Source organism: Bacillus sp. FSL L8-0199, from assembly GCF_038005705.1.
Lineage (GTDB): Bacteria > Bacillota > Bacilli > Bacillales > Bacillaceae_G > Bacillus_A > Bacillus_A cereus.
This window is the reverse complement of record NZ_JBBOTS010000001.1, coordinates 3,225,354-3,243,530: the sequence shown is the minus strand read 5'-3', so window position 1 is coordinate 3,243,530 and position 18,177 is coordinate 3,225,354. Positions and strand designations below refer to the sequence as shown.

Here is an 18,177-nt window from a genome sequence, read left to right as displayed (position 1 = left end):
AAAGTTCTTGATATTGGGGCTTGATCTTTCAAGTGCACAAATTGAAATAGCGAATGAAACGTTAAAGAGTTGGGATCCAAAGTTAGTATGGGGAGAAATGGAAGAGGAATTGAATATTCCGAAAGGGTATTTTGATATTGTATATTCTATTTATGCATTAAATTGGACTTCGGATTTAAGAAAAACGTTGGAACTGATTTATTCGTATGTAAAGCCAGGAGGAAGTTTTATTTTTAGTTGGGAGCACCCAGTATATTCAAATTTACAGTATGGTACAGAGGAAGTTGCTATAAAGTCTTCTTATCATGAGGAAACGTCCATTACGTTTGAAACATTTAAAGGAGAAAATGTACAAGCGAAATTATATAAGAGAAAAATAAGTACATATATAAATGAGTTAAATAGAGCAGGCTTTACAATTGAGAGAATAGAAGAACCTGAACCGTATAGCACGTTTGATGAAGAACTAGCGATGCATTCTACGAAGTATTATTCTTTATATAAAGCTAGAATGGTGCCGACTACTTTTATTATTAAAGTTAGAAAGTAAAGTGTTTTTTATAAAAGAAGCCTATCATTTCAAATAGATGAAATGATAGGCTTCTTTATTTTTAAAAAAATAAGGTCAGAGATGTACTTTTCTTATAAAAATGCATTTCATATAAAAAGTGTAATTATTTTTGGGGAGGGGGATTGTTGTGCGTCATCATAGAAAGTGCAAAAAATTTGGAGTGGCACTGCCTCTTCCGCTTATAGGAGCAACGGGTCCGACGGGTAATAGTGGTCCAACTGGAGGGCATGAAGGTCCGGTTGGACCCCCGGGAATTACTGGGCCTACAGGAGCAACTGGTCCACAAGGCCCTCAAGGTATCAGGGGAATACAAGGTCCACGAGGGACAACAGGAGCTCAAGGGATACAAGGTCCCGTTGGTGATACTGGAGAGCAAGGAATTACAGGTCCGGTCGGCTTACAAGGTCCTCAAGGATTAATTGGAGAGCAAGGTCCTGTTGGCGATATTGGATTACAAGGTATGCAAGGAATACAAGGAATTACAGGCCCTGCTGGTAGTCAAGGTATACAGGGCGCCCAAGGAATACAAGGAGAAATAGGTGAGCGAGGGGAAACGGGTGCACAAGGAATGCAGGGAGAAATAGGTGTAACCGGAATATCAGGTGTAACGGGCCCTCAAGGTCCTCAAGGGGCGCAAGGAATACAAGGGGAGGACGGAACTACAGGTATACAAGGAGAAGAAGGTCCACAAGGAATACGAGGAATTACTGGAGAGCAAGGGCACCAAGGTGATCAAGGGATACAAGGTGTAACTGGCCCGCCTGGTTCTACTGGAATACAAGGACCTCAAGGTATAAGTGGAATAAGGGGGATAACAGGTGTAATAGGTCCTCAAGGTCCACAAGGAATACAAGGGATACAAGGGGTAAGGGGATCCACAGGTTTTCAAGGACCAAAAGGAATACGAGGAATAACAGGAGCAACTGGGTCTACTGGTACACAAGGTGCAGAAGGTCCACCTGGAGGACCAACAGGAATAACCGGTCCGATTGGTCCATCTAGTGGAGTGACTGGTCCATCAGGCCCGCCTGGTCCACCTGGAGGGCCAACAGGTCCAACCGGTGAATCTGGTATCACAGGTGTAACTGGTCCTAAAGGTCCCCAAGGAGCGCAAGGGTTACAAGGAATAACGGGTCCCACTGGTGCTCAAGGTGCAAGGGGAGCACAAGGTTCTCAAGGGGTAATTGGTGTAGCTGGCGTACAAGGTGCACAAGGAATACAAGGAGCTCAAGGAATAACAGGAGCAACCGGTGTAGAAGGCCCAATAGGCATACAAGGTCCACAGGGAGAAATCGGTCCAACCGGTGCAGAAGGTCCTAGAGGTGTGCAAGGAATACAAGGAGTAACAGGTCCAACAGGAGCGCAAGGAATACAAGGGTTACAAGGGATAATAGGTCCTACAGGCACAACAGGAGCGGCGGGAGCCCAAGGTCCACAAGGAATACGAGGAGAAACAGGAGATGCTGGTCCACAAGGTGCACAAGGAATACAAGGAGTTCAAGGAATAACAGGAGCAGCTGGAGTTCAAGGTATACAAGGACCTCAAGGAATACAAGGAGAAAATGGATTGACGGGTCCGCAAGGTGCTCAAGGAATACAAGGAGTTCAAGGAATAACAGGTCCGACAGGTGCAATTGGTTTACAAGGGCCTCAAGGAATACAAGGTATAGTAGGTCCAACAGGAGCGCAAGGCTCTCAAGGAATACAAGGAATCATCGGTCCTACAGGTGCTCAAGGAATTAGAGGGCCTCAAGGGAATTTAGGAGAAAACGGGATAACAGGTTCACAAGGAGTGCAAGGGGCGCAAGGTATTGAGGGACCCGAAGGACCACAAGGAAATGTTGGGATTACGGGCGTAACAGGAGAAACAGGAGCGACAGGAGCCACAGGAGCGACCGGTGCACAAGGAATACAAGGCGTTCAAGGTATTCAAGGAATACAAGGAAGTACAGGAATGATAGGACCTACCGGTGCAACGGGAGTAACCGGAATACAAGGAATACAAGGCCCAACTGGAGCGAGGGGAATAACAGGGGTTAACGGTAGTGTAGGTCCAGCTGGAGTCCAAGGTAGTCAAGGGCCGATTGGAGCTGTGGGACCTACTGGAGCAACGGGTAGTCAAGGGCCTATAGGTTTTTTAGGAATTGTAGGTGCAACAGGAGCGACTGGTTTACCTAGCGGTGGCGGTTATTTCTTTTCTACTTCAACGAGTGCAATTGCAGCGAATGCGTTAGTACCAATTAATTCAGGAGCTACCACTTTTGGTTCTGGTGTCAGTTTAACAAATGCAACAACTGTAACGTTAAGTACGCCGGGAATATATTTAGTCAGCTATTATTTTCAAGGTGATCCAAATGGGGGGAATGAAACGATTTCTGTGAGTCTTACTTTAAATGGAACGCAAGTGGCAGGGAGTTTTATTTTTTATGTTACAGGAGGTACTTTTGTATTAGAACCAGCGGTTTCGAATACGATGGTCATTGAAGTTACTTCTTCAAATGCAACTTTGTCTTTACAAAATGGTCCGTTAGCTATCGGGCATGTAACGACATTATCTGGTGTGATAACAGCTAGTTTAAATGTATTAAAAATAGTTTGATACGTTAGTTATAACGGGGGAGATGCTTGTGAAGAATCAAGATAAGTGTAGTAAGTTTCAAGCACCTATTCCTTTTCCACCGCCAGGTATTACGGGGCCCACTGGTCCAACCGGTCCAACTGGTGCTTTAGGTGGACCAACTGGACCGCAAGGAATACAAGGCGTACAAGGTCCAATCGGTCCAACCGGCCCAACTGGTTTAACTGGACCACAAGGTTCTCAAGGTAATCAAGGACCTATGGGAGAACGAGGCCCACAGGGAATACAAGGTGTTCAAGGAATACAAGGAGAAAGAGGTCCGACTGGTCCAACTGGTATTCAAGGGATACAAGGAATTCCTGGCCCAATCGGTCCGACCGGTCCAACAGGAATACAAGGCATACAAGGAATGCAAGGAGAAATCGGTCCAACCGGCCCAACAGGAGTACAAGGAATACAAGGAGTGCAAGGGGAAATTGGCCCGACTGGACCAACTGGAAATACTGGTATACAAGGTGTGCAAGGTAATTTAGGAGGTAGTGGTTTACAAGGTGTAACCGGAATACAAGGAATACAGGGTCCGATTGGTCCAACAGGGCCAACTGGTTCTCAAGGAATTCAAGGGGAGCAAGGACCAATGGGTCCACAAGGGGAAACTGGTGTTCAAGGTTTACAAGGTCCCCAGGGAGAGATGGGGCAGGTAGGTCCAACAGGAATACAAGGAATACAAGGAGTGCAAGGTGTAATCGGTCCGACTGGTCCAACCGGTTTACAAGGTGATCCAGGTCCAACTGGCCCAACAGGAGCCACTGGGATAACTGGTCCGACAGGTTCTGCAACTGGCCCGACTGGAGCAACCGGTCCAACTGGTCCACCAGGAGGTCCAACTGGTCCAACCGGTCCAGCAGGATCACCAGGGGGTCCAACTGGTCCGACTGGAGCAACAGGGGCAACAGGAGCGACCGGAGCAACAGGAGCGACTGGAATTCAAGGGGTACAAGGAATCCAGGGACCGACCGGAGCAACTGGTGTAACAGGTTTGCAAGGAGTACAGGGACCAATGGGGGCAACGGGTCCAACGGGTGATCAAGGCATTCAAGGTCCACAAGGGATACAAGGAGTAACCGGTCCGACTGGTCCGCAAGGTCTACAAGGAATCCAGGGACCGGTAGGAGCAACCGGTCCGACTGGTCCACAAGGAGTGCAAGGGGCACAGGGGCCAATCGGTCCAACCGGCCCTCAAGGGATACAAGGCATACAAGGTGAGCAAGGAGTAAGGGGAGCGACCGGTCCAACTGGTTTACAGGGGCTACAAGGAATCCAAGGTTCACTCGGTCCAACCGGTCCTCAAGGTTTACAAGGAGTGCAAGGGATAAGTGGTATAACAGGTCCAACTGGTCCTCAAGGAATCCAAGGAATTCAAGGTCCACAAGGAGATATAGGTCCAACGGGAGCGACTGGAATACAAGGAGTGCAAGGACCAGAGGGTCCAACCGGTCCAACTGGTGCAACAGGCCCGCAAGGGATTCAGGGAATACAAGGGATACAAGGTCCAACCGGTCCACAGGGAATTCAAGGTCTGCAAGGAATTCAAGGTCCGATTGGTCCAACAGGCCCGACTGGACCTCAAGGCATACAAGGTATAACTGGCTCGACGGGTCCAACCGGTGCAACTGGAGCAACAGGTCCGACGGGAGTAACGGGCCCTCAAGGTCCTCAAGGAATTCAAGGTCCACAAGGAGTAACAGGCCCAACAGGAGCGACCGGCTCTACGGGAGTAACAGGTCCACAAGGAATCCAAGGAATTCAAGGTTCGCAAGGGATAACGGGTCCAACGGGAGCAACCGGAGTGACTGGAATAACAGGCCCACAAGGAATCCAAGGAATTCAAGGCCCACAAGGTGTGACGGGAGCAACCGGCGCAACAGGAGCGACAGGAGCGACTGGTGCAACAGGACCGACAGGAATCCAAGGAATCCAAGGAATAACAGGAGCAACAGGGGGAACGGGAGTAACAGGCCCAACAGGTGCTACGGGCCCAACCGGCTTAACCGGTGCAACTGGATCGTCTGCCATTTCAACAGGTGGCGGCTATTTCTTCTCTACCTCAACAAGTACAATTGCAGCAAATGCCAACATCCCAATTAATTCTGGATCCACTGTATATGGAACTGGTGTATCTTTAACTAGTGCTACAACTGTCACAGTATCCACACCAGGAATATATTTAGTAAGCTACTATTTCCAAGGGGACGCGACTGGTGGGAATGAGACAGTATCTGTTAGGGTGCTATTAAATGGAACGCAACTAACAGGGAGTTTTATACAAAACGTAACGACATCAACTGTAGTAATCGAACCAGCCATTTCAAATACACTTCTTGTGAATGTGACGAGTGCCAATTCAACATTAATATTACAAAATGGCCCGTTAGGTGTAGGGCATGTGACTACTATAGCAGGTGCCATTACAGCAAGCTTAAATGTAGTGAGAATTTTATAAAGAATATAAAAAACACAAGGAATGCCTTTGTAAGACACACCTTGTGTTTTTTAATATTAAATAAACATTTACTTTATCTTTTCGGTTGAAAAATATGCTGAAAGAAGTATTTGTGATGTAAGTTATCTACAACTTTATTTGCTTGATATGTGCGTTGTTTTTCAATTCGGAGTCTTTGCTCCATCATTTTTATTGCGTGATCAGATAAACGTAACATAATACATTCTCCTTTTCTATAAATATAGGTGACTATTTGATATCGATCCCATATTTATAATTAAGGAGGCAAAATGTGTAACATAGGCAAAAAGCACCTTCCTCTCCCATTACGCTTACGAGGTTAGCTGTCGGACTCGGGAAGTGAGAGTTTCCCTACTTAAAAAAGATTCGCCCCAAGTAGCATAGCTACAAAAATGGTTCCCCCGCTCCAAAATTTGGACTCAGCAAAAGGTTTTATAAAGTAAAAAATAACATAAAGGAGCAAACAAGTCAAATTATTTTGTGTATTCTGTCTTTTTTAATTGTGTAAGAATCATACCGTCAGGAAGTATTGTATCTGATACTGTAATGAATCCGTGTTTTTTATATAAAGTAATAGCAGGGGTATTCGCTTTACCTGTTTGTACAATGTATGTCATTGAAGAGGGAAACATGTTAAATATATAAATTAGGAGTTTCGTTGCGATTCCTTTTTGAAAAAAATCGGGGGATACAACTAACCTGTGGATATCGATTAGTTTTTCTTCTTGTACAAAAGAAATAAAACCGACAAGTTTATTTTCAGAAAAATATCCATAGAATGTTTCAACACAACTTTGAATATCGTTTACAGTATCATATAAACGAGGTATGGCAGTACTATTTAAGTAGTCTGCTTCAACTTTATAAGCTGGAATTTGAACCTGTAAAATGGATGTTGCTACTTCAAAAGAAGTGGAATTTAACTTAAGAATCATAGATAATGAAGCCTCCTTTAAATATGGTATATAAATATAATTGCTTTATGGGTGAGTTTGACAATATTTTTCTTTTTTGCATATAATATATGTATCTCCATATGTAAAATAGTAGTAAATATATTTCTATAGTGAAATATGATTAGCAATGATAAATACATATGTTTGTATTAAATCATACAAACTATAATAGAAATGGAGGGCTAAAAATGGGATGGATTATCACATTTTTAGTTGGTGCTATTATAGGTGCAATTGCTAGTTCTATAACGGGTAAAAATTTCCCAGGTGGTATGTTCGGAAATATTATCGCAGGTTTATTAGGTGCTTCGTTAGGTGGTAGATTATTTGGATCCTTTGGGCCATCATTTGGTGGGATTCATGTCGTGCCAGCATTATTAGGTGCAATCGTGTTAATTTTTATTGTATCATTTGTAGTGAAAGCTGCAAAGAAATAGATATATAGATTATGATGAAGAGCCCTGAATAAGGGCTTTTCATCATTCGAAGAGGTGGTTTCATTGGAGAAAATAAATATAAGAAAAAGAGATAAGTTAAGAAAGTTTTTTAGAGAACAAAATTATTTGGCGGTATTACTTGGATTTGCGTTATTGTTCATTAATATTTTATTGCTAACAAAAATATCATTTGTTTTTACACCGTTTATCGTATTTTTAAAAACAATTTTCTTCCCAGTACTATTAGCAGGCGTACTATTCTATATTTTACATCCATTCGTTTCGCTTTTAGAAAAGAAAGGTGTTTCAAGAATCGTATCGATAGCTTCCATATATTTAATCGTACTAGGATTATTTGTATTTTTAGTTGTAACGGTTATCCCTATTATTAAAGATCAAATTGATGCATTAATTGATAACTTACCGTATTTTGGCCATGAGATTGAACAAGCAGCACGTAGATTCGGGGAAAGTAATTTACTCGGTAAAATTCAGGAGAATTTAAATATTAATGTTGCGAATATGGTAAAAGAATACACAGTTGATTTTACAAAGTCATTATCATCAGTAACTGGGAATGTAACTGGATTTTTGAGTACTATTACAGAGGTTGTTTTAACATTTGTAATGGTTCCATTTATATTGTTCTATCTTTTAAAAGATGGCGAACAATTGCCGAATCACTTCTTAAAGTTTATTTCAGAGCAAAGACAACCAGCAGCAATGAGAATACTAGATGATATGCACTATGCGATTAGCTCGTATATTAGAGGGCAAATTATCGTGAGCTTGTTTATCGGTATTATGTTATTAATCGGTTACCTTATTATCGGTATTAAATATGCTGTACTGCTTGCTATTTTAGCGATGATTGTAAATATCGTTCCGTACGTAGGACCAATTATCGCCATTACACCAGCGTTAATTATCGCATTTATCGACTCGCCAGCAATGGTGTTAAAAGTAATTATTGTTATGATGGTTGTACAATTAGCAGAAGGTAAATTTATTTCTCCACAAGTTATGGGGAAAAAGTTAGACATTCATCCGATTACTATCATTTTTATCATTTTAACTGCCGGAAACTTATTCGGGATTATGGGCATTATTTTAGCCATTCCAGGATATGCGATATTAAAAGTGTTAGTGACGCACGGTTATAGATTTGTTAAGTTGAATACGTGAAAAAAGAGCTAAAACAGTATTATCTGTTTTAGCTCTTTTTTATTAACAATTCATTTGCATATTGGCGCGCCCATTGATCCGCTTCTAATATAGCATCTAGTGAAGGATCTTTTACGTTATGATGAGCTTCAACTGTTTTGTAAATTGTTTTTTCAATATCGAAAAAGACAATTTCATTTTTTAAGAATAGTGCATTCGCAATTTCGTTTGCTGCATTTAATACAGCGGGAGTAGTACCACCGATTTTGCCACATTCATATGCGTATTGTAGGCAAGGGAACTTCTCTAAATCTGGTTTTTCAAAATGTAAACTACCGATTTCTAATAAATTTAATTTTTCATAGGAAGAAGGTAGCCGAGTAGGATAGTGAAACGCATATTGAATCGGCATTCTCATATCAGGAGCACCGAGCTGTGCCATAACTGATCCATCAATAAATTCTACTAAAGAATGAATGATACTTTCTTTATGAATCATTACATCAATTTTTTCATACGGAATATCAAATAGCCATCTCGCTTCCATTACTTCAAACCCTTTATTCATTAATGTGGCAGAATCAATCGTTAGTTTTGCGCCCATTAACCAGTTTGGGTGCTTTAAAGCATCTTTTGCTTGTAAAGTTTTCATTTCTTCACGTGTTTTATCACGGAATGCACCGCCAGAAGCTGTAACAATTAATTTGTCAATTTCTTTATTATTTTCTCCGTTTAAACATTGGAAAATAGCTGAATGTTCGCTATCTACTGGAATTAAGCGACATCCGTTTTGTTGCGCTAGTTCAGTTACGATATGTCCAGCTGCAACTAACGTTTCTTTATTAGCGATGGCAATATCTTTCTTCACCTTTAATGCTTCAATCGTTGGAAGTAGTCCGGAAACTCCGACAACAGAACTTAATACAAGATTTGAATCAGGGTGAGTAGCTACCGCAATTAAGCCATCAGTTCCGTATGTGATTTTTGTATTCGCTGAAATACGCGTACGAAGCGTGTCTGCTAAGTCTTTTGTCGCAACGCTTACAATGCGAGGTTGAAATGTTTTGATTTGTTGCTCAAGAAGATCGATATTATAATTTGCGGTTAAACCGACAATTTTAAAATGTTCAGGATGAGCTGAAACGACATCTAATGCAGATGTGCCGATAGATCCTGTGGAACCTAAAATGGATATATATTTTACCATGAAAAAACCTCCAAAGTTGTTTCGAATATTTCTGCAAACCTATATAACATTAGACAATAGAAGTGGAAATTCCTGCTATATAAAATAGAAAAATCGGGTTTGTTTGGAAGCGAAATGTGATAAACTGTAAAAAATAACGAAAAAGCAATGAAAGAGAAGAGTACATATTCGAAACTTTTCAGAGAGCTGATATGTGGTGAGAATCAGTAAGGGATGAATATGGAATGGGCTCTAGAGCTTCTAACTGAAATGAGTAGGTAAAGACGGTTACTTCACGTTATTGAAGTATGAAGTGAGCTAATGATAGCTAATTAAGGTGGTACCGCGGGAGTCTCTCGTCCTTTTTTTAGGATGAGGGGCTCTTTTTATTTTGAGAAAGGAGGAGTTAGTGTGAGTGAAAAAATAATGTTAACAGGAATTAAGCCGACAGGTTATCCGCATTTAGGAAATTATATTGGTGCGATTAAACCTGCATTACAAATGTCAAAGAATAATGAAGGAAAAGCATTGTACTTTATAGCTGATTATCATGCATTAAATGCTGTGCATGATTCAGAAAAGTTCAGCAGTTATACGAAAGAGGTAGCAGCTACTTGGTTATCACTTGGAATTGGAGAAGATGTTATTTTTTATCGACAAACAGAAGTGCCAGAGATTCTAGAATTAGCTTGGATTTTAGCTTGCCTAACTCCGAAAGGTCTTATGAACCGTGCTCATGCGTATAAAGCGAAGGTGGAGCAAAATAAAGAAGCAGGGTTAGAGGTCGATGCGGGAGTGAATATGGGGTTATACACGTACCCGATTTTAATGGCAGCTGACATATTATTATTTCAAGCTACTCATGTACCAGTTGGAAAAGACCAAATTCAGCATATTGAAATTGCTCGTGATATTGCGACGTATTTTAATCATACATTTGGCACGGCATTTACACTTCCAGAGTATGTTATACAAGAAGAAGGAGCTATTTTACCTGGTCTTGACGGAAGGAAGATGAGTAAAAGTTACGGAAATGTGATCCCATTATTTGCAAAGCAAGAAAAACTACGAAAATTAATATTTAAAATCAAAACAGATTCTTCACTTCCAAATGAACCGAAAGAACTAGAAACCTTATTTACAATTTATAAAGAATTTGCGACAGAAGACGAAGTACAGTCATTACGTGAAAAATATGAGACTGGAATCGGATGGGGCGATGTGAAAAAAGAGTTGTTTCGTGTTGTAGATCGTGAGTTAGCTGGACCTCGTGAGAAATACACTATGTATATGAATGAAACGAATTTATTATATGAAGCGTTGGAAAACGGTGCTGAGAAGGCACGCGCTATTGCGAAGATAAATTTAGCAGAAATTAAAAAACGGATTGGATTTGAGAGGGAACGTTAAGCGTTCCCTTATTTTTTTAGATAATCTGTAATAATCCTCTCAATAACAGAAGGGAGATTACTAGGTAACTCATCAAGCGGAAAGAAGCGTAATTCTTTCGATTCACTTTGATCGCATACAAGTTCACCATGAAATTCTCGGCAAATATAAACAACGAGTACACCGTGTACTTGATCGCCGTTTGGATAGATTTGAAAGAAGTCTGGCCCTGAGTATGTACGGAATAGTTCTGGATTTTTAATAATAAGTCCAGTTTCTTCAAACACTTCTCGTTTTAAAGCATCTTCTAACGTTTCGTTATATTCTAGGGCACCACCAATAATGCCCCAGCGGTTAAAATCTGTACGGAGCTGCAGCAATACTTCATCTTTTTCATTTAATATAATGGCGTGTGATCCTATTAGAATAAGTGGATGATTTCCTACTAGATTTCTCATATCTTCAATATAACCCATGTCATTGCTCCTTGTATTTAATAATAGTTAGGAATTTCTTTTAACATTCTTTCTGTTTTACGTGCTGTAAAGGCTAAGTTATGGTCGTCTTTCGTTCTGAAAAATAATGTGCGTAAAAAGGTTTTAATGTTGGCACATAAAATACAATACTCATTAAGCGAAAGGCGTTTTCTTATTTGAGGAAGCCTTTTTATTTTTTTATGAATAATAGAAATTAACTCGTTTTGAGGAAAATCATGATACAGCATTGCTAGTAATGGCGTAACAATGCGCTCATCTTCGTTATTATGAAAAAGGTCAGATGGAATAAAGATTTTATTTAATAAACAATGAATTAATTCTTCGTACCATTCAAAAGTTGTATACGTATTATGAACAATTTCAGTAAAGGCATCAGATACGTGAGCAAGACAATGAGCCCATCCTTTATTTTCGATATAGCCCCGAAAATCCGTTTCTAAGTTTGTGTATGTAATGAGTTTATTTTTTATTTCTTCGATATCTTCCTCTGTACAAAAGTAGTGCGAATTAGCGAATTGGAGTATTAACGCAATTAACGAAACAGTGTAAGAACGTGTGAAAACCCCATCTGTATGTGGGGAGTAAATGTCACAATATAAATACTCATCACTTAAACAAGTTTGCAGAAGTAATTTCAGCTGATCGTCCATAAGGAATTCATGATGAATGAAATGCGCAAAACATTTATATATAAGTTGGTAACGAACGTAGCTATCAGTCGTTCCGATATACTGGAGCATGTTCAAAGTTAACTCATTTACGTCTATATGCTGTAGTTGCGTATAGTCATTTTGTTGTATAAGCTCTAACTGTTGTTGCAATGCTGTAATATCCACTGGAGAACCTCCTCCGCACTTTAAAGATGCGATCTTTTCTAGTATTCTATATATTCAAGGACAATCCTGCTCATGCAAGGAGAACGATTAGAAATTCGAGTATGATATAGATGAGGGAAGAATATGACGACGATAGAACAGTTAGAAAAATATTTTAAAATAAGAAGAAATGCTTCTTCTATTATGATAAAAGAAAATAATGCAGAGATTTTTACAGAAGAGCAATTAGAGGAAATGATGCAATATTGCGTTGCTGAAGCTAAAAAAGATGGATTAGAAAAACTACATTTTGAAATCTCTTCAAAAAGTCCAAATTATGATGTGTATAAAAAATGTTTTGAAACGTATTCATTTGAATATGTTACGGAAAACATGATTGTATTTAAAGATATATATGAAGTAGAAGATGTAGAAAGTGAAATTGATTTTAAGCTTATTGAAGAAGTTGGAGAAGAGGCTTTTTATTCACTGTGGAATGAAGCGACGGGAGAAACAGTCGTTCATGATCAATTTGTGCATATGATGCTACAAGAAATTGGTGAGCAATGGAAAGAACATTGTTTAACAGCGAGTGTAGGTGAAGAGCCGATAGGAATTGTAATCCCACATATTGAAAGAGGTACGTTAGAAGAAGGGAAACTTATGTACTTCGCAGTTACTCCAAATATGCGTAATAAGGGATATGAAGCTGCATTATTTGCAGGTGCGATGTTTGTCTTAAAGGAAATAGGTGCATCTTATTATATTGGTGAGACAAATATACAAAATGAATGGATGAAGGATGTTTTTGAAAAGAATGGATGTCAGTTGCTGAGTTGTACTGAGCGGTATGTAAGGAAGTTTTAGGATATAATCTGGGACACATTTAGTGAGAACCCTTGTACAAATTTTGAACAAGTAAAAGAACTTTTCGCCTGTTTGTAAGATAAAAAGAAAAATGAGAACGACAAAGTAGATATTTGTATAATACAATAGGGTGAGATTTGATTATATGAGAAAGCGTTGGTGAAAGAATGGGACAGCAAAGAAATTGGTTACAAGCAACTGTAGAAAGAAATAAAGATAATACGTTACAAATAAAGTGGGAAAATAATATAGAAGAAGTTCGTATTTATTGGAGTACTTCACCAGATCATATTGAAGAAAATGGAGAATTACTTGCAACAGTAAATGGGGAATTATCATATACAATTGAAAACCCAAGTGAAAATGAACGTCCATATTTTAGATTAGTAGGAAGTAATGGACAAGCAGTAACAGTAGCCGAGCGTAGATTGCCATTACAAGGTGCGTTTAACTTCCGTGATATGGGAGGATATGAAACGACTGAAGGCCGTAAAGTAAAATGGGGCAAATTATACCGCTCTGAAGAATTAGCAGGGCTAACTGAATGGGATATTGCCTATTTACAAAAGTCTGGTTTAAAGTTAATTTGCGATTACCGTACAGACTTTGAAGTGAAGCATAAGCCGAATCCAGAAATTACGGGTGCTCGTCAAGTGTGCTTACCAGTTATGCAAGACTTAGCGAAAGACTTAAATATAAATGAGTTTTTCCAAGTTGGTGACCTTTCTATGTTAGGAAAACCAGGTGAGTATCTTGTGAAAATGAATCAAGATTTCGTAAGTGGTAACGAGGCATTCGTGAGCTTCTTAAACTTAGCGCAAAACCCGGAAAACTTACCGTTAGTAAACCACTGTACAGCTGGAAAAGATCGTACTGGATTTGGTTCAGCATTATTACTACTTTTACTAGGTGTACCAGAAAAAACAGTAATGGAAGACTACTTACTAAGTAACGGATTCCGTGAAAAGCTAAATGAAAAAATGATGGCCTTTTTAGGTGCGAAATTACAAAACGATGAGAGCAGAGCGATATTAGGTGCAATGTTTGAAGCACGTGCTGAATACTTGCAAGCTGCGATTGGTGAAATTCAAAAGCAATACGGATCAGTTGAAGCATACGCTGAAAAAGCTCTTGGCTTTACGAAAGAGTCGTTAGAGGAAATGAAAGAGTTATTGCTAGAAGATTAATAATGAGAAGGAGGCTGAGCGGATTAGCCTCCTTTTACTATTGTTGCTATAATTTTGTTAATGAGGATGTTGTGCACAGAGGAGAAAATGGATGAAAAGAACTTAAGAATCGGGGGATAAAATGATTCATACACGTGTAAAAGCAGAGGGGTTAAGAGAGAAGCTGGCAACAATACTAAGTCAAGAGTATAAGGAACTAGCTATTCAAGATTTAAAGGTGATTGGAACGGGAGTGCAAAATATTGTTTTTCAAGGAGATTCAGAAAAGGGGTCTTTGGCATTTCGAGTACCGTGGGAAAGAGAAGTGGAAAATATAAATGAAGACTTATTTAACAGTCGGATTTCGTTGCAAAAGGAAGCGGAGCTGTCTAAGTATTGTCATTCAAAAGGTATTCCAGTACCAAGGATACACGGATTGCATCTTTCAACCGAACTTGATTTTTTAATTTCGGATTGTGTGTATGCTGATCATATGCCAATTTCCGCATGCAAAATAGGGGAGTTAGTGAGCAATCTTCATAGTATGCCAATTGATGGTTTGTATTACAAACAAAATATTAGAGAGCCCATTAGTAAGTATATAGCAGAACGAATTGTGAAACGGATAGAAGGGTTTAATACAATCACGAACTGCAAAATTAATCTTCCGGATACAAAAACAATTGAATATATTCTTAGTACAGCAGATCATGTAAAATGTTTATTACATATGGACATTCGACCAGCCAATTTAATCGGGTATAATGGAGAAGTTAAAGCAATAGTTGATTGGGATAATGCTTTAATTGGTCATCCATTGCTGGAGCTTATGAGAATAGCTGAAACAAATGAGGTTAGTTGGGATGAATTTAAAGATGGATATAAGAATGATAGTATCTTTAATGTTACTCCTCATATTGTTAGTTTATTTTATAGACTAGATACAGCAGTCATGCTAGCAAATTTATTTATAGCACATTTGAAAATAAAAGATAAAGGTGTATTCTATAAAGAGCGGGTTAAAGCGCTTCATCGCGACATATATATAAACTTATAAGCAATGAGAACGAAGCTTTTAAAATAGGAATTGAGGAGAACATCATGAAATACAAATTTATATTATTCGACGTAGACGATACATTATTAGATTTCCCTGAAACGGAAAGACACGCATTACATAATGCGTTTGTACAGTTTGGCATGCCTACAGGGTATAATGATCATCTTGCAAGTTATAAAGAGATTAGTAATGGATTATGGAGAGATTTAGAAAATAAAATGATTACGCTAAGTGAATTAGCCGTAGAGCGATTTAGACAATTATTTGCACTTCATAATATAGCCGTAGATGCGCAGCAATTTAGTGATGTATACCTTGAAAATTTAGGGAAGGAAGTACATCTTATAGAAGGCGCAGTACAATTATGTGAAAATCTTCAAGATTGCAAGTTAGGTATTATTACGAATGGATATACGAAGGTGCAACAATCAAGAATCGGAAATTCGCCTTTATGTAATTTCTTTGATCACATTATTATTTCTGAAGAAGTTGGTCATCAAAAACCAGCGCGTGAGATTTTTGATTATGCGTTTGAAAAGTTTGGGATTACTGATAAATCAAGTGTACTAATGGTTGGAGATTCGTTAACTTCTGATATGAAAGGCGGAGAAGATTACGGCATTGATACGTGTTGGTATAATCCGAGTTTGAAAGAAAACGGGACAGATGTTAACCCGACTTATGAAGTGGAGAGTATTCTACAAATTTTAGAAATTGTAGAAGTGGCGGAAGAAAAGGTAGCTTCATTTTAATTGTGCTGATATTTGTCGAAAAATCGATATATTGAAAAAATCGTTGATATATTGTAAGTTGCGATAGATATAGTTGAAAAATCGCTCATGTAAATTCGTATACTAAGATATAGAACAAAAAATAGCGCTACTATACAAGATCATTCACGTGTTATAATGCGTGAATTAAATATGCGTATATAAATAGTTTCTCAGAGTGATGCGATGTCATGTATGATTAGTGTAACAACTAGAGGTGAATAAAGGATGTTAACGTTTTTATTTGAGTTAGATAAGAGTATCCCGCAGAAGGATGAGCCACGGTATGATGCTTATTCAAAGGGTTTTATCGAAGGAGATGTAACGATTTGCGCGAGTGACAGCGTATTTTTTCAAAAATCATGTATGAAGGTTGCAGAGCTGGGTATTTATTTAGGTCAGTGGATGGAACAAGTTCAACATGGGCAGAACGTGCCTATGAAATATGAAACGGCTGACCGTGAAGAGGTAATTCTTGGTTTCTTCTATGAAGAGGATCATAATCAATGGAATGTTTCTTCCAGTTGGCAAGAATTTGAAATTCAAGAGCGTATAGCTACTACAACATTAATAGAGAGTGTTCAAAGCTATTTGTATGAGCTAAATAAAGAACTGCGCATGATAGAATATCCTGTGACGTTTGATCAGTACTTAAGAAGAGAGCGAATGATGCAGCTCTCTTACAAACGACCGTGTGATAGCAAAGCAGATACGACGCCGATAGAGGTTTATAATGGAAGTGAGCAAGTAGGCGTAGTACGAGGCTATTATAAAAATATGTTGATGAGAGTGCTGGATTTTATTCCGAAAATTGGTAGTAATATTATTTATGAAATAAAGGATAGTAAGGACAATATTCGCGTCATTGCAAAGGATGTAAGTAGACAGCGCCAAAGAAGGATTTTAGTAACGTACATCGATAATCATGATGCAGAGCATGAAATACTTGTATGTGACGGAAAGTTATTGGATGCAAATTTCTTATTTACCTTTACATATAGGGCAGAAGAATATGTTGTTCATAAAACTTCATTTGGAATGGGAAAGTTATTACGAAAAGGCTATGTAATTGCAGATTGGAATATTCGTCTTGAGGAAGATATGTATTACATTGAGATGAATGTATATGATGAAGATTACATGCAGGATCAATACTTACTATTAGGCGTATTTCATGCGATTTTATATGGATAATCAATGAGAAATACCGTCATTCTTCTTGGAAAGAATGACGGTATTTTTTTATGTGATTCTTGTGACTGGACGCCTTTAATCAATCCTCAAAAATAAAAATCTCATCAATCTTACTATGTAGTGCCTTCGCTATATCGTGAGCAAGTTGTAAGGAAGGATTGTATTTACCTTTTTCGAGATGACTAATTGTTTCACGTCGCACACCAACGCTCTTTGCTAAATCTTCTTGTGTCATGTTCAATTTGGCGCGGTATTCTTTTATCCTCGTTACGAACGCCATGGTGCATCTTCCATTTCATCAACAGGTTTATCATAAAAGAACATAGAAAAACCGAACGTAAGAATGAGTGTGCCGAAAATAAGAGCGATATCAATTTCTTGTAGCGCCGGGTTTGGAAATAACATTTCAATGAACATAATGATAGCGGTAGTTAGTAACGTAAAGATAAAAGCATTACGGCACGATTTATTAACGATTTGTTCAAACAGTTCATCGTGTTGAACCGTTCTATACGATGTGAAAAAGGAGAAGAAACAGAACATAGTAAACAATCCTTTTTCATAAAAAAATCCGAGGAAACCGAAGAAACCGAGAAATCCTAAATATTTTATCCAAGTTGTTTTCATGATAGGTCCTCCTTGTGTTGTTAGAAATAAGTCACGTTATGTTATAAATATATCACAATTGGATAGGAATGGTAATAATAGTTTTCCAGTTTGCTTCATAATAATAGTAAAAAGAGGAAATATGCTGCGAAATAAAGAGGATAATATTGTAAAATGGTTGTAAGGAGGGGGAGGAAGAAATGCTAACTTGGATCATGATCGTTGTATTACTTGTAGTGATTACTGTCATTGCGACGGTTTTAATTGGGCGGAATGGTGATGCAAATTATAGCAAAGCGACAAAGGGGAATATTAAACGCTTAACAATGATTTATATTATACTAGCTGTCGTTTTAGTTGTTGGATTAGGGGTGTATATTTATTTTAAAGGTTAAAT

The 18,177-nt window shown here is 38.7% G+C and carries 18 protein-coding genes, 1 pseudogene, 1 riboswitch and 1 other annotated feature; of the genes and pseudogenes, 12 read left to right on the top strand and 7 right to left on the bottom strand.

Going from position 1 to position 18,177, the window contains the following annotated elements:
* Positions 1-13: 13 nt before the first annotated feature.
* The 3 genes and pseudogenes from NST86_RS16855 to NST86_RS16845 all read left to right on the top strand — a co-directional run.
* Positions 14-550 (top strand): annotated as a pseudogene (locus NST86_RS16855) (class I SAM-dependent methyltransferase); the annotation flags it as partial.
* Between the two features lie 148 nt (positions 551-698).
* Positions 699-3,170 carry a collagen-like protein gene (locus NST86_RS16850; RefSeq protein WP_340934117.1) on the top strand — a complete coding sequence of 824 codons (2,472 nt, stop codon included), beginning with the start codon at positions 699-701 and terminating at the stop codon, positions 3,168-3,170.
* Between the two features lie 22 nt (positions 3,171-3,192).
* Positions 3,193-5,652: a BC_3345 family exosporium-associated protein gene (locus tag NST86_RS16845; RefSeq protein ID WP_340934115.1), complete on the top strand. Its 2,460-nt coding sequence runs from the start codon at positions 3,193-3,195 to the stop codon at positions 5,650-5,652.
* 73 nt (positions 5,653-5,725) lie between these two features.
* On the opposite strand, the gene NST86_RS16840 is transcribed toward NST86_RS16845, so the two are convergent.
* Together NST86_RS16840 and NST86_RS16835 are read right to left on the bottom strand one after the other, a co-directional pair.
* A complete protein-coding gene (locus NST86_RS16840) occupies positions 5,726-5,869 on the bottom strand; it encodes a hypothetical protein (RefSeq protein WP_000945243.1) in 144 nt (47 codons plus the stop codon).
* 96 nt (positions 5,870-5,965) lie between these two features.
* A riboswitch (cyclic di-AMP (ydaO/yuaA leader) is annotated at positions 5,966-6,108 on the bottom strand.
* Between the two features lie 38 nt (positions 6,109-6,146).
* A complete protein-coding gene (locus NST86_RS16835; RefSeq protein WP_000601232.1) occupies positions 6,147-6,608 on the bottom strand; it encodes a GNAT family N-acetyltransferase in 462 nt (153 codons plus the stop codon).
* 209 nt (positions 6,609-6,817) lie between these two features.
* Here NST86_RS16835 and NST86_RS16830 point away from each other — a divergent pair, with 209 nt between their 5' ends.
* A complete protein-coding gene (locus NST86_RS16830) occupies positions 6,818-7,066 on the top strand; it encodes a GlsB/YeaQ/YmgE family stress response membrane protein (protein WP_000539714.1) in 249 nt (82 codons plus the stop codon).
* 63 nt (positions 7,067-7,129) lie between these two features.
* The gene (locus tag NST86_RS16825) at positions 7,130-8,251 is read left to right on the top strand and encodes an AI-2E family transporter (RefSeq protein ID WP_000411483.1); all 1,122 of its coding nucleotides are present in this window, start codon (positions 7,130-7,132) and stop codon (positions 8,249-8,251) included.
* 28 nt (positions 8,252-8,279) lie between these two features.
* On the opposite strand, the gene NST86_RS16820 is transcribed toward NST86_RS16825, so the two are convergent.
* Positions 8,280-9,437 carry a 1-deoxy-D-xylulose-5-phosphate reductoisomerase gene (locus NST86_RS16820; RefSeq protein ID WP_000241797.1) on the bottom strand — a complete coding sequence of 386 codons (1,158 nt, stop codon included), beginning with the start codon at positions 9,435-9,437 and terminating at the stop codon, positions 8,280-8,282.
* A 138-nt stretch (positions 9,438-9,575) separates the two neighbouring features.
* Positions 9,576-9,783 (top strand) — a binding site (T-box leader).
* Positions 9,784-9,827: 44 nt separating this feature from the next.
* Here NST86_RS16820 and NST86_RS16815 point away from each other — a divergent pair.
* Positions 9,828-10,826 carry a tryptophan--tRNA ligase gene (locus NST86_RS16815; protein ID WP_001290884.1) on the top strand — a complete coding sequence of 333 codons (999 nt, stop codon included), beginning with the start codon at positions 9,828-9,830 and terminating at the stop codon, positions 10,824-10,826.
* An 8-nt stretch (positions 10,827-10,834) separates the two neighbouring features.
* On the opposite strand, the gene NST86_RS16810 is transcribed toward NST86_RS16815, so the two are convergent.
* Together NST86_RS16810 and NST86_RS16805 are read right to left on the bottom strand one after the other, a co-directional pair.
* The gene (locus tag NST86_RS16810) at positions 10,835-11,281 is read right to left on the bottom strand and encodes an NUDIX hydrolase (protein WP_000540458.1); all 447 of its coding nucleotides are present in this window, start codon (positions 11,279-11,281) and stop codon (positions 10,835-10,837) included.
* A gap of 17 nt (positions 11,282-11,298) precedes the next feature.
* Positions 11,299-12,138: a DUF2785 domain-containing protein gene (locus NST86_RS16805; protein ID WP_000355452.1), complete on the bottom strand. Its 840-nt coding sequence runs from the start codon at positions 12,136-12,138 to the stop codon at positions 11,299-11,301.
* 123 nt (positions 12,139-12,261) lie between these two features.
* On the opposite strand from NST86_RS16805, the gene NST86_RS16800 reads away from it, so the two are divergent.
* From NST86_RS16800 to NST86_RS16780, 5 genes are all read left to right on the top strand, one after another.
* A complete protein-coding gene (locus NST86_RS16800; RefSeq protein WP_016118322.1) occupies positions 12,262-12,984 on the top strand; it encodes a GNAT family N-acetyltransferase in 723 nt (240 codons plus the stop codon).
* 167 nt (positions 12,985-13,151) lie between these two features.
* The gene (locus NST86_RS16795) at positions 13,152-14,171 is read left to right on the top strand and encodes a tyrosine-protein phosphatase (RefSeq protein ID WP_000531496.1); all 1,020 of its coding nucleotides are present in this window, start codon (positions 13,152-13,154) and stop codon (positions 14,169-14,171) included.
* A gap of 121 nt (positions 14,172-14,292) precedes the next feature.
* Positions 14,293-15,207 carry a phosphotransferase family protein gene (locus NST86_RS16790; protein ID WP_000582027.1) on the top strand — a complete coding sequence of 305 codons (915 nt, stop codon included), beginning with the start codon at positions 14,293-14,295 and terminating at the stop codon, positions 15,205-15,207.
* A gap of 44 nt (positions 15,208-15,251) precedes the next feature.
* A complete protein-coding gene (locus NST86_RS16785; RefSeq protein ID WP_000875415.1) occupies positions 15,252-15,962 on the top strand; it encodes a YjjG family noncanonical pyrimidine nucleotidase in 711 nt (236 codons plus the stop codon).
* 246 nt (positions 15,963-16,208) lie between these two features.
* On the top strand, positions 16,209-17,174 hold the full coding sequence (locus NST86_RS16780) for a tubby C-terminal domain-like protein (RefSeq protein WP_016118320.1): 966 nt from the start codon (positions 16,209-16,211) through the stop codon (positions 17,172-17,174).
* A 79-nt stretch (positions 17,175-17,253) separates the two neighbouring features.
* On the opposite strand, the gene NST86_RS16775 is transcribed toward NST86_RS16780, so the two are convergent.
* Positions 17,254-17,454, bottom strand: a complete 201-nt coding sequence (locus NST86_RS16775) for a helix-turn-helix transcriptional regulator (RefSeq protein ID WP_000896322.1) — start codon at positions 17,452-17,454, stop codon at positions 17,254-17,256.
* On the bottom strand, positions 17,442-17,801 hold the full coding sequence (locus NST86_RS16770) for a DUF3796 domain-containing protein (RefSeq protein ID WP_000859205.1): 360 nt from the start codon (positions 17,799-17,801) through the stop codon (positions 17,442-17,444). The genes NST86_RS16775 and NST86_RS16770 overlap by 13 nt, the downstream gene beginning before the upstream one ends.
* A 179-nt stretch (positions 17,802-17,980) precedes the next feature.
* Here NST86_RS16770 and NST86_RS16765 point away from each other — a divergent pair, with 179 nt between their 5' ends.
* The gene (locus NST86_RS16765; protein ID WP_000958863.1) at positions 17,981-18,175 is read left to right on the top strand and encodes a hypothetical protein; all 195 of its coding nucleotides are present in this window, start codon (positions 17,981-17,983) and stop codon (positions 18,173-18,175) included.
* Positions 18,176-18,177 lie beyond the last annotated feature (2 nt).